7 protein-coding genes are annotated in these 12,289 nt (G+C 67.5%); 3 read left to right on the forward strand and 4 right to left on the reverse strand.

Going from position 1 to position 12,289, the window contains the following annotated elements; translation table 11 throughout:
• Positions 1–2 precede the first annotated feature (2 nt).
• The 4 genes from ACJ7Z0_RS13435 to ACJ7Z0_RS13450 all read right to left on the reverse strand — a co-directional run bounded on the left by ACJ7Z0_RS13435 (position 3) and on the right by ACJ7Z0_RS13450 (position 6,823).
• Positions 3–380: a YXWGXW repeat-containing protein gene (locus tag ACJ7Z0_RS13435; RefSeq protein ID WP_434790243.1), complete on the reverse strand. Its 378-nt coding sequence runs from the start codon at positions 378–380 to the stop codon at positions 3–5.
• A gap of 120 nt (positions 381–500) precedes the next feature.
• Positions 501–1,829: a GDSL-type esterase/lipase family protein gene (locus ACJ7Z0_RS13440; RefSeq protein WP_434790244.1), complete on the reverse strand. Its 1,329-nt coding sequence runs from the start codon at positions 1,827–1,829 to the stop codon at positions 501–503.
• Between the two features lie 63 nt (positions 1,830–1,892).
• Positions 1,893–5,198: a carboxyl transferase domain-containing protein gene (locus ACJ7Z0_RS13445; protein ID WP_434790245.1), complete on the reverse strand. Its 3,306-nt coding sequence runs from the start codon at positions 5,196–5,198 to the stop codon at positions 1,893–1,895.
• 11 nt (positions 5,199–5,209) lie between these two features.
• Positions 5,210–6,823 (reverse strand): AMP-binding protein, encoded by a 1,614-nt coding sequence (locus ACJ7Z0_RS13450; protein WP_434790246.1) that lies wholly within the window; start codon positions 6,821–6,823, stop codon positions 5,210–5,212.
• A gap of 86 nt (positions 6,824–6,909) precedes the next feature.
• On the opposite strand from ACJ7Z0_RS13450, the gene ACJ7Z0_RS13455 reads away from it, so the two are divergent.
• From ACJ7Z0_RS13455 to ACJ7Z0_RS13465, 3 genes are all read left to right on the forward strand, one after another.
• Positions 6,910–7,617: a TetR/AcrR family transcriptional regulator gene (locus ACJ7Z0_RS13455; protein ID WP_434790247.1), complete on the forward strand. Its 708-nt coding sequence runs from the start codon at positions 6,910–6,912 to the stop codon at positions 7,615–7,617.
• 67 nt (positions 7,618–7,684) lie between these two features.
• On the forward strand, positions 7,685–8,947 hold the full coding sequence (locus ACJ7Z0_RS13460; protein ID WP_434792659.1) for a branched-chain amino acid ABC transporter substrate-binding protein: 1,263 nt from the start codon (positions 7,685–7,687) through the stop codon (positions 8,945–8,947).
• A 122-nt stretch (positions 8,948–9,069) separates the two neighbouring features.
• Positions 9,070–12,288, forward strand: coding sequence for a bifunctional cytochrome P450/NADPH--P450 reductase (locus ACJ7Z0_RS13465; protein WP_434790248.1), 3,219 nt, complete (start codon positions 9,070–9,072; stop codon positions 12,286–12,288).
• Position 12,289 lies beyond the last annotated feature (1 nt).

Below are 12,289 nucleotides of genomic sequence, written 5' to 3' on the forward strand. Positions count from 1 at the left end.
GGTCAGTTGCGGTTGGGGTTGTCCGGACGGCGATCGTAGCGATTCGGCACTCCGTCGCGGTCACGGTCCCATTCGCCGCGGCGGTATTCCCAACGGCCGTCGCGTTCGCGCCATTCCGGCGGACGGTAGGCATAGCCCCGACGGGCACGCACCCACGAGCCCCGGACCCACACGTGTTCTCCGTTGCGCCATTCGTAGTGCCCCGGGGCCCACACGTAGCCACGGCGCGGGGGCGGCATGCGCTCCGAACGCGGCGGCGGCGGCGGCGTCTCGACGATCACTGGGCGCTGCGCATGCGCGGTGGTCGGCAGGGTGAGTGCGCCTCCCACGGAAAGCAGCGAAGCTGCGCCGATGGCCAAAGTGATTGCGACTGTTTTCATGGGTGTCCCCTCATGAGTGGTTGGAGCCTTCATGCTGCCGGCGCCATGTGAAGCGCCTGTAAGCACTCGACGGGACTTTGTGTAGAGGTGTTTCGCAGGAATGAATACCTTTGTTGGCACTCACTCTTGCAATTCACGAAGATCGACGGCCGCGGCCATGGCGGCATGGCCCGCCTTGTTGGGGTGCAGGTGGTCGCCGTTGTCGTACAGGGGATTCAGCGTCATCGGATCGGCGGGGTTGCGCAGGATGGCATCGAAATCGATCACGCCGTCCACGTCCTGGCGGCTGCGGATCCAGCGGTTGACCTCGCCGCGCATGGCCTCGGAAGTTTCCGCCCAATAGGGTGTGTTCTTGAACGGCGGCACGGTGCCGATCAGAATCTTCACGCCCTTGGCACGGGCCTGCTTGATCAACTGCTGCAGGCCATCGGTGATGCGCTCCGCGGTCGCCACCTCGTGCTCGGGCGTTGGCCGCCCCGGCAGGCCGACGAACACGCTGCGGCCGATGTCGTTGGTGCCGAGCAGCACGATCACGTGCGTCACGCCCGTCTGCCCCAGCGCATCGCGCGCAAAGCGCGAAAGGCCATTGGGGCCGATCCCGTCGACCAGCAGCCGGTTGCCGCCGATGCCCGCGTTGAGCACCGACACCGGCTGCGCTGCCGCGGGACTGTTGCGCAGCCGCGTTGCAAGCAGGTCGGGGTACGACCCGTCGCCTCCCTCGCCGCCGCCCGCGGTGATCGAGTCGCCGAACGCGACCACTGCGCGCGTGAGCTGCGAGGTCATCACGTCGAGGCCCGTCACGATGTGATTCAGCGGCAAGGGCGCCGCATCCGGCAGCGTGGCCGCGGCAACGGCGTTGCCGCTGGCCACCCAGCTCGCGTCGGGCGCCTGCAGGTGAATGGTCGCAAAAGGCACGGCGCGATCGAAAAAGGCGCTCGCAACCACCGCCTGCCCGGCCTCGACTTTCAGATCGACACCATCGCTGAAGATTTCCGCGCCCGGTGCGACGACCACGCTGCCACGCCCGCCGAAGCGCAGCACCCGCACCGTGGACGGCGAGATGGCGCCACCGCCCGTGCTGCGCGCCACGCTCGCCGCGGCAATGCGCAAGGGCGTCTTGCCGAACCGATTGGAGAAACGGATGCGAACGCGCTCGCCACTCAGCGCGGGCTCGAACTGCTGCCGCACCGTCTGCCCGCGAAAGGCGTCACCGCCGGGCCGGGGAGCCGCTGCCGTAAAGAGCGGATTTGCACTCAGCTCGCGGAAGTCCAGCGGAGCGGCAGCCCATCCGGCCACCCATTGCGCCTCGGCGGGCTGGCGCGGACGCGCCGTGGGCTGAACGGCCTGCACGGCCACCGCAGCGGCCAGCAGCAAGAAACCGACCGCGGCCACTCCGTGCCGCAGTACCCCTTGGCGAAGAACGGAAAGCCAATGCGAACCCAGTTTCATGCGCAAAGCGACTCAGTTTACGGAGCCTCCTTGCCCTGGCATGTGACGAGGTCTAGTGCATCGTTACCAAGTGTCTACATAAGGCAAGGGCGCCTGCATTGGACGCACTGCGGATGCGAGTCCGCGCACCAGCCAGGTGCGCGTTTCGGCAGGATCGATCACCGCATCGATCTCCAGCGTCTGCGCCATGTGGATGGCCTCGCCGTTGGCGTATTGCTGTGCCACGAGCTTCTTGAACAACGCATCGCGCTCGGCACCTTCGGCCACCGCGGCAAGCTCCTTGCGATAGCCCAGCCGCACCGCGCCTTCGAGCCCCATGGCACCGAATTCGCCCGAGGGCCAGGCCACCGTGAAGACCGGCGCATCGAAGCCGCCGGCCGTCATGGCCTGCGCCCCCAGGCCATAGCCCTTGCGCAGCACCACGGCGAAGAAGGGCACGCGCAGATGGGAAGCCACCATGAACATGCGGCACACGTGTCGAACCTGGGCCTGTGCCTCGATCTCCGGCCCCACCATGAATCCGGGCGTGTCGCACAGCGAGACGATCGGCAAGCCGTGCGCGTTGCACAGCTGCATGAAGCGCGCGGACTTGTCCGCGGCATCCACGTCGATGGCGCCGCCGAGGTGATGCGGGTTGTTGGCCATCAGCCCCACCGGCTTGCCCTCGATGCGCGCAAGCGCGGTGACGATGCCCGCACCGAAGCCGGCACGCAGTTCGAGCAGCGAGCCCGTGTCGGCCACGCCGCGCATCGCGGCGCGCACGTCGTACACGCGCAGCCGGTTCTCGGGCACCACGTGGCGCAGCATGCGCGGATCGGCGCATTGCCAGTCGCTGGTCGCCCCCTGGAAGTACGAGAGGTATTGTCTTGCGGCAGCCACCGCCGCAGCTTCGTCTTCGACGAGGATGTCGATCACGCCGTTGCGCGACTGCACGCTGCTCGGCCCGATCTGCTCCGGCGCAAAGCTGCCGAGACCGCCGCCCTCGATCATCGCGGGGCCGCTCATGCCGATGTTGCTGCCCTTGGTGGCGATGATCACGTCGGCGCAGCCCAAAAGCGCCGCGTTGCCCGCGAAGCAGCGGCCATGCACGATGCCCACCACCGGCACCTTGCCCGACAGCGCCGCGAACTGGCTGAAGGTGTGGTTGTTGAGGCCCGCGACGATGGGCATGTCGGTGTCGCCCGGCCGCCCGCCGCCACCCTCGGCAAACAGCACCACCGGCAGCTTGAGCTGATGCGCCACCGCCAGCAGCCGGTCGGTCTTGTGGTGGTTGCGCATGCCCTGCGTGCCGGCCAGCACCGTGTAGTCGTAAGCCAGCACCGCGCAGCGCGACACCTCGGGGCCGAACTGCTTCGCGTTGATGCTGCCGAGGCCCGTCACCATGCCGTCGGCCGGCGTGTTGGCGATCAGGTCTTCGAGCGTGCGGCGCCGCGTCTGCGCGGCAATGGCGAGCGCGCCGTACTCGATGAAGTTGCCGGGGTCCGAGCCGGTGTCGCACAGGTCGGCGATGTTCTCGCGCGCGGTTCGCCCGCCTTGCGCGTGCCGCTTGGCCACGGCCGCGCCGCGGTTGGCATCGAGCGTGTAGGCATGGCGGTCGATCACCTTCTGCAGATCGGGACGGATGACGTCCAGGTCGTGCTCGGCGCGGGCCTCGGCTTCAATCGCCTCTGCATCGACGGGCTCCAGCCGCACCAGCGACTGGCCCTCGACGAGGTAGTCGCCGGGCTCGGCCAGCAACGCAACCACCCGGCCGGCGGTGGGCGCATGCAGCAGGTGCTCCATCTTCATCGCCTCGAGCACGCCGAGCTGCGCACCGGCTGGCAGCACGTCGCCCACCGACACCTCGAACTGCACCAGCCTTGCGGGCATGGGCGCCTTGACGGTCAGGCTGTCGAGGTCTTCGGAAACGTCGCTCGCCCGTGCGCTTGCGGCATCGGGAACGGGTGCGATCTTCTTCGGCCGCTTCTCTTCCAATGCCGCCGCCGAGGCCAGCAGATCGCCCAGATGCGCCTCCACGAATCGGGTGTGCACCGCCTGGTTCGCAAACTCGGGCCGCGTCGCAATGGCACGCAGCAACGCAAGGTTGGTGGCAATCCCGTCGATGTGGCATTCGTCCAGCGCGCGCAGCGAGCGGCGCAGTGCATCGGCGAACTGCGGCGATGGCGAATGCACGATCAACTTGGCGAGCAAGGTGTCGTAGTGCGGCGAAGGCGCAAGCCCCGCATAGCCATGCGTGTCGACGCGCACGCCCGGCCCCGCCGGCAGATCGAAGCGCCCCAGTGCGCCACCCGAAGGCCGCGCATTGCCCTCTGTATCGAGCGTCTCGGCATTGATGCGCCACTGCACCGCGAAGCCGCGCTGCGATGCAGTGCGGTCCGCGTCCACGCCGAGCGCACGGAGCGGCTGGCCGGCGGCCACCGCGATCTGCAGCTGCACCAGGTCGAGCCCGGTCACGGCTTCGGTCACCGTGTGTTCGACCTGCAGCCGCGGGTTGGCCTCGATGAAGACGAAGGGAAGCGTGGGCGACCCGGCATCGACCAGGAATTCGAAAGTACCCAGGCCGCGATAGCCCACGGCCTTTGCCATGCGCAGCGCGGCCTGTGTGACCTGCGCGCGCAGCGCATCGGGCAGCGAAGGGCTGGGCGCGATTTCCACCAGTTTCTGGAAGCGCCGCTGCAAGGTGCACTCGCGCTCGCCGAGGCTGGCCACGGCCTGCCCATCGCCCAGCACCTGCACTTCGATATGGCGCGCGTTGCGCATCAGGCGTTCGACATACACGCCTTCGACGCCGAAGGCCGCCTTGGCTTCGGACATGCAGCGCGCATGCGCTTCGGGCAACTCGCCCGCCTGGAGCACCGCGCGCATGCCGCGCCCGCCGCCGCCGCCAATCGCCTTGATCATCACGCCCGCGCCCTCGGCATGCTGTTCGGCAAAGAAGGCCTGCGCCTCTGCGAGCGTCACTGCGCCGGCGCTGCCGGGCATCACGGGAACGTCGCATTGCGTGGCGAGTGCGCGTGCGCGCGCCTTGTCGCCGAACAGCGCCAGCTGATCGGGGGTCGGGCCGATGAACACCAGGCCGGCCTCGGCACAGGCCCCTGCGAAGTCGGCGCGTTCGCTCAAAAAACCGTAGCCGGGATGCACCGCATCGCAGCCCTGCGCGCGCGCAATGGCGATCAAGGCCGCAATGTCGAGATAGGCCGACGGGCCCGTTGCATCGAGCGCCACCACGGCATCGGCCAGCTGCACGTGCAGCGCGGAGGCGTCGTCGCGCGCATGCACCGCCACGCTGGCAATGCCCAGGTCGCGCAGCGCGCGCACCAGCCGCACGGCAATCTCGCCGCGGTTGGCAATCAGGATCTTGGAGAACAAGAGAGCGCCTTTCAGGTCTTGTCTTTCAGCAGCCGGCGCAGCACCTTGCCGGCGCCGGTGGTCGGCAATGCGTCGATGAAGCTCACGGCACGCGGCGCCTTGTAGCTCGCCATGTTGTCGCGCGACCAGGCGATGAGCGTGTCGGCGTCGAGCGCGGCGCCGGGCTTGCGCACGATGAAGGCCTTGACCACCTCGCCCTTCTCGGCGTCGGGCTGCGCGATGACGGCCGCCTGCGCCACGGCGGGATGCTTGATGAGAATGGTCTCGACCTCTTCGGGGAACACGCTGTAGCCCGAGACCTTGATCATCTCCTTGATACGGCCGATGAAGGTGAGGTAGCCGTCCGCATCGAGCTTGCCCATGTCGCCGGTATGCACCCAGCCATTGCGCAGCGTCGCCGCCGTGGCTTCGGGCTTGTTCCAGTAGCCTTTGAAGCAGCCGGGGCTGGTCAGCACGATCTCGCCGACCTCGCCCGTGGGCAGGTCGGCCTGCGTCTCGGTGTCGACGATGCGGATGGTCACGCCCGGCACCGCAATGCCCTGGGTGCCCCAGCGCGGCGAATGATGCGGCGTGTAGGTGTCGCAGGTGTGGGTTTCGCTGAGCCCGTACGCGGCTTCGAACGACGTGCAGTTGGGCGCATGCGAGCGCCACTGCGCGGCCAGCGCTTCAGTGAAGGTGATGCCGAAGCTGGTGACCGGATTGCGCCGGAGGCTGGAGAGATCGAAGCTCGCGATGTCGGGCACCTGCATGCAGGCCACGTTCATCGGCGCGATGCTGTACCACCAGTTCACCTTGTACTGCGCAATGGCCTGCAGCACGGCGCGCGGATCGAAGCGATGCAGCAGCACCGACGCCGCGCCGCTGAGCACGGGCACGTTCACGCCCATCAGCATGCCGGCGATGTGATAGAGCGGTGGAATCGACAGCAGCACGTCGCTGCTTGCCACGCTGTTGCAGTCGGACGCCGCACGTGTCTTGAAGAGCGCGTTGCCATAGCTCAGCATGGCCCCCTTCGGAAGCCCCGTGGTGCCCGAGGTGTAGGTCATGAGCGCCACGTCGTCGAGATCGATGGCCACGGGCTGCGGCACGGCGCCGCTTTGCATCACGGCCAGGAAATCTTCGCAGTCCGCAGGCACGCTGCGCGCGGCATCGCGCTCGGCCAGCAGTTCGGCGGGCAGGTCGAGCGCAGCTTGGTCGGGCAACAAGTCGGCGTAGTGCACCACGAACACATGCTCGAGTGCGCTCTCCGGCTGCACCTTGCGCACCACCGGCAGCAGCGGCGCGGCGGCAACGATCGCGCGCGCACCGAGGTCGTTCACCTGGTAGGCCAGCTCGTGCTCCTTGTTGAGCGGACTGCACGGACAGACGATGGCGCCGATCTTCTGGATGCCGAAATGCGCCGCCAGGTACTGCGGGCAGTTGTTGAGAAACAGCACCACCGGCTCGCCCTTCTTCACGCCGATGGCCTGCAGCCGCGCCGCGAAGGCGTCGCTCGCGCGGTCGAGCTGGGCCCACGTCATGGCACGGCCGTACCAGATGCAGGCAGCGCGGTCGCCGCGCTCTCGCGCATGGGTGCGCAGGTATTCGTGCAGGGGCTGTTGCGGGCGATCGGGCAATGTCTCCATGGCGTCACTTCCTCAGGGTTATCGATAGCCGCCTGCGCGGGGCAGGCGCTTGCCAATGAGTGCATGGTGCACCAACAATCCTACCCATGGGTATAACTTCGGCGACACGGCACAAACCCTCTGGCAACGCCAGAACCTCGGCGGGCGCCGCCGCACAGGCGCACCTGCCCCAGGGCACGGGCCGACAGCGCGCGGCCACGCAGAGCACCGACCTGCAGCGCGAGCGCATCCTGCAGGCTGCGGCGCAGCTCTTTGCCGCGCAGGGCTACGCCAACACCACCATGGCGCAGATCGTTCGCGCGCTGGGCGTGACCAAGCCCTTCGTGTACTACTACTTTCGCGACAAGCAGGAGATCTTCGAAACGCTTTCGTGGCGCCCCGCGGTCGACTGCTTCACCGCGCTCGACTTCGCCGCGGGCGATCCGCGCCGCGCGAGCGAGAAGGTGCTCGAAGGCATCGAGCGGCTGATTCGCGCCACCATCGCGCACCACCCCTGCGCCTTCTTTCCGTACCGCGAGCCGCAGGTTTACCGGCCCGAATACGTCGCCGCGCAGAAGAAGCTCGCGCACCACTTCTACGACCTGCTCTGCCCGCTGCTCGAAGAAGCGCGCCGCGATGGCGACCTGGATTTCACCGAGACCAAGATCACCGCGCTCGCTGCCTGCAGCCTGCCGGGTTTTCTCTACAGCTGGTACCGCCCCGGCGGCCGCCTCTCGCCCGAGGAAGTGGTGGCCGAGCTCACCCGGCTGGCGAGCCGCGTGATCGGCCTGCGCAGCGCCAAAGAACCGCGTTGAAGCGAAGGGCGCGCTGCCGCGCCCTCCGCGGAAGTCTTTCCAACGACATCGGAGACAGACGGACATGTTGAAATCCATCCGCGCGCCGCTGGCGCCCATCGCCCTTGCCTCGCTGCTGGCCCTTGCGGGTGCATCGCAAGCCCAGCAGCAGACCTACAAGATCGCCTACATCGATCCGCTCTCGGGGCCGTTCGCGAACGTGGGCGAGCTGATGCTCATGCACACGCAATACGCCATCGAGGAGATCAACGCCAAGGGCGGCGTGCTCGGCGGCACCAGGCTGCAGCTGCTGCAGTTCGACAGCAAGCTCTCGGCGCAGGAAAGCCAGAGCGCGCTGCAGGCGGCCATCGACCAGGGCGCCAAGGCCATCGTCACGGGCGGTTCGGGTTCCTCGGTGGTCACCGCGCTCGTGCAATCGGTGGCGCGCTGGAACCAGCGCAATCCGGGCAAGGAGCTGATCGTGCTGAACCACTCGTCGATCGACCCCGAGATGACGGGCAAGACCTGCAGCTTCTGGCACTTCCAGACCGAGGCCAATACCGCGATGAAGATGAAGGCGCTGGCCAACTACATCAAGAAGACGCCCGACGTGAAGAAGGTCTACCTGCTGAACCAGGACTATGCCCACGGCAAGCAATGGGCGAGCTACGGGCGACAGCTCGTGGGCCTGGCGCGGCCCGACGTGCAGTTCGTCGGCGAGACGCTGCACCCCATCGGCCGCGTGAAAGATTTTTCGCCCTACATCGCCAACATCAAGCAAAGCGGGGCCGACTCGGTCATTACCGGCAACTGGGGGCAGGACATGACCCTGCTGCTGAAGGCCGCAGGCGATGCGGGCTACAACCTGCGCTACTTCAACCACAGCGCGGGCTCGGTGCCCGGAACCGTGCTGGCTGTGTCGCAAGCAAAGCTGGGGCAGCTGACCTGGGTCGCCGAATGGCATCCGGGCCAGGCCGACACGCCGCGGGTCGATGCGCTCGCCAAGGCCTACAAGGCCAAGACCGGCAAGGATTTCCTCGCGCCGCGCATCGACTTCACGCCGCGCCTGCTGGCCGCCGCCATCAACAAGGCCGGCAGCACCGACACGGTGAAGGTGGCCTACGCGCTCGAAGACATGCGCTTCGATTCCGTGGTGGGCCCCATCCGCATGCGCGCCGAGGACCACCAGCTGCTGTTGCCGCAGGTGGTCAACACCATCGCGCCGGTCGATGGCAAGAGCGTCAAGTCGGGCTGGGAGGGCACCAGCTATGGCTTCCGGACCGACGCGGTCTACACCGGGAACGAGTTGGCCCAGGGCTCCGACTGCAAGATGGTCCGCCCCGGCGGTTGACGCGCGATGCATGGGGCGTCCTAAGGGAAACCCCGTCCTGCCGCGCACCCGTGCGGTCGAGATACTCCGGGTGTCACACCCCGGATCTCCGAAGCGGGTCCACACCAAAGGCGCAAGAACCCATGGCAGGCAAGAACTCGCTCTATCCGATCCCGCATCCTGCAAAGAAGCCGTTCGTCGGCAACCTGCTGTCGATCGGATCGGACTCTCCCGTGCTCGACATGTGGAGGATCGCCCAGGAACTCGGCGGCATCTACTGGCTCGACATGCCGGGCATGCCGGTGATCGTGGTCTCATCGCCCGCGCTGGTCGACGAGCTCTGCGAAGAAGCGCGCTTCGACAAGAGCACGCGCGGCGCGCTGCGCCGGTTGCGCGCCGCATCGCACGGGCTCTTCACTTCCGATACGCACGAGGAAACCTGGTCCAAGCCCCACAACATCCTCCTGGCCAACTTCAGCCAGCGCGCCATGCAGGCCTACCACCCGATGATGCTGGACATCGCGGACCAGCTGGTCACCAAGTGGGAGCGCCTGAACTTCGACGAAGAGGTGGACGTGGTGCGCGACATGACGGCGCTCACGCTCGACACCATCGGCCTGTGCGGCTTCGGCTATCGCTTCAATTCGTTCTACCGCGAGGGCTTTCATCCCTTCGTCGATGCGATGGTGCGCACGCTCGAAACGGTGCAGAACCGCCGCGGCCTGCCGCTGGAGGAACTGATGCTCAAGAAGGAGCTCGCCCAGCAGCGCAAGGACATCCGCTTCATGCACAAGATGGTGGAAGACATCATCGAGGAGCGCCGCGCGGGCGGGGCCGACATTGCCACCAAGCCCGACCTGCTGAGCTACATGATCGCGGGCGTCGACAAGAAGAGCGGCGAGAAGCTCACCGACAAGATGATCCGCGACGAGTGCATCGAGTTCCTCATTGCGGGACACGAGACCACGAGCGGCCTGCTTTCCTTCGCGATCTACTTCCTGCTGAAGAACCCCGAGGCGCTGGCCAAGGCGCAGGCCGAGGTCGACAGCGTGTTCGGGCCCGACACCTCCCAAAAGCCGACGTATGCGCAGGTCAACCGCCTGCAGTACGTGACGCAGGTGCTGAAGGAGGCCCTGCGCCTTTACCCGACCGCGCCCGCGATCTCGATGCGCGCGAAGGAAGACACGACCATCGGCGGGCAGTACACGATCAAGAAGAACAACATGATCATCATGCATGCGCTGGCGCTGCATCGCGACAAGGGCATCTGGGGTGAAAACGCCGACCAGTTCGATCCGGAAAACTTCAGCCGCGAAGCCGAGCGCGAGCGTCCGGTCAATGCCTTCAAGCCCTTCGGCAACGGGCAGCGCGCCTGCATCGGGCGCCAGTTTGCGACGCAGGAAGCCGTGCTCACGCTGGGCATGATCCTGCAGCGCTTCACGCTGGTCGATCACACGGACTACAAGCTCAAGATCAAGGAAGCCCTGACGATCAAGCCGGAGAACTTCAAGATCAAGGCGCTGCTGCGCGATCCGGCCACGCGGCCGCGCGGCAACGGCGATGCGGCCGCCACCCCTGCGACGCCGGCCCAACCCACCGCGCGCAAGCCGCAGGCCGCGCGGCACGGCACGTCGCTGCTGGTGCTGCAGGGTTCCAACCTCGGCACGGCCGAAGACCTGGCGCGCCAGCTGGCCGAGGCCGGCGAATTGCGCGGCTTCTCGACCCAGGTGGCTTCGCTCGACGACTATGCCGAGCGGCTGCCCGCCAGCGGCGCCGTGGCCATCGTCTGCGCCTCGTACAACGGCGTGGCGCCCGACAACGCCGCCGAGTTCCATCGCTGGCTCGACAAGGCCGACGACTCACTCAACGGCGTGCGCTTCAGCGTCTTCGGCTGCGGCAACACCGACTGGGCCGCCACCTACCAGGCGGTGCCGCGGCGCATCGACGAGCGGCTCGAAGCGCTCGGCGCCACGCGCGTGCATCCGCGCGGCGAAGGCGATGCACGCGAAGACATGGACGGCGCGTTCCAGGACTGGAGCGATGCGCTCTGGCCGCAGCTGGTGAAAGCCTTCGGCATTCAATCCGGCGCCGACACGCCGGCCGAGGCCGAGCCGCTCTACACGCTCGAGGAGCTGCCCCCGCCGCAGAAGAACGCGCTCGTCGATGCGCTGGGCGCCGTGGCATTGCGCGTGATCGAGAACCGCGAGCTGCAGAACCCCGGCAGCGACACCGAGAGCGGCCGCTCCACGCGCCACGTCGAACTGACACTGCCCGAGGGCGTGAACTACATCCCCGGCGACCACCTGAGCGTGGTGCCGCGCAACAGCCCGGCCCAGGTAGAGCGCGCGATGGCGCGCTTCGGGTTCGATCGTTCCGCGCACGTGCGGCTGCATGCCGCTTCAGGCCGCAAGACGGCGCTGCCGGTCGACCAGGTCATTGCGGTCGATCGCCTGCTGGGCGACTATGTCGAACTGCAGGACGTGGCCACGCGCAAGCAGATCGCCACGCTTGCGGCGCACACCGAGTGCCCGTTCACCAAGCCCAGGCTCGCTGCGTTATCGGGCAGCGACGACGCTTCTCAGGCCACCTACAAGGCCGAGGTGCTGCACAAGCGCAGGTCGCTGCTCGACCTGCTCGAGGAACACCGCGCCTGCCAGGTACCGTTCGCGGTGTTTCTCGAAATGCTGTCGCCGCTCTCGCCGCGCTACTACTCGATCTCGTCCTCGCCGGGCATGACACCGGGGCGCTGCAGCGTCACGGTGGGCGTGGTGAGCGCGCCGGCGCTCTCGGGCAACGGCACCTTCGAAGGCGTGTGCTCCAACTACCTCGCGCGCGCCGAAGCCGGCGACACGGTGCACGGCGTGATTCGCGAAACCACGGCCGAAGGCTTCCGCTTGCCCGAGGACCCGCAGCGCCCGCTCGTCATGGTCGGCCCCGGCACCGGCCTTGCACCGTTCCGCGGCTTCCTGCAGGAGCGCGCGGCACGGGTCGAGCGCGGCGAATCGCTGGGCGATGCGATGCTCTTCTTCGGCTGCCGGCACCCCGAGCAGGATTTCATCTATGCCGAGGAGCTGAAGGCGTGGTCGCATCGCGGGCTCATGAAGCTGCACACCGCGTTCTCACGCGCGGGCGAGCGCAAGGTCTATGTGCAGGACTTGATTCGCGAACAGGGCGCGGCCGTATGGAAGCTGCTCGAGGCCGGGGCGGTGATCTACGTGTGCGGCGACGGTTCGCGCATGGAGCCCGATGTGCGGCGCACCCTCGCCGACCTGGCGAGGGAGCACGGCCACGACAGCCAAGCCTGGATGGACCAGATGATCGCCGACCAGCGCTACGTGCTCGACGTGTGGGCAGGGGCATAGC

The organism is Variovorax palleresanus, from assembly GCF_051144945.1.
Taxonomy (GTDB): domain Bacteria; phylum Pseudomonadota; class Gammaproteobacteria; order Burkholderiales; family Burkholderiaceae_C; genus Variovorax; species Variovorax paradoxus_S.

Coding starts and splice junctions, on each gene's coding strand:
- ACJ7Z0_RS13465 (WP_434790248.1), top strand. CDS start 9,070: ATGGCAGGCAAGAACTCGCTCTATCCGATCCCGCATCCTGCAAAGAAG.
- ACJ7Z0_RS13440 (WP_434790244.1), bottom strand. CDS start 1,829: ATGAAACTGGGTTCGCATTGGCTTTCCGTTCTTCGCCAAGGGGTACTG.
- ACJ7Z0_RS13435 (WP_434790243.1), bottom strand. CDS start 380: ATGAAAACAGTCGCAATCACTTTGGCCATCGGCGCAGCTTCGCTGCTT.
- ACJ7Z0_RS13455 (WP_434790247.1), top strand. CDS start 6,910: ATGGGTATAACTTCGGCGACACGGCACAAACCCTCTGGCAACGCCAGA.
- ACJ7Z0_RS13450 (WP_434790246.1), bottom strand. CDS start 6,823: ATGGAGACATTGCCCGATCGCCCGCAACAGCCCCTGCACGAATACCTG.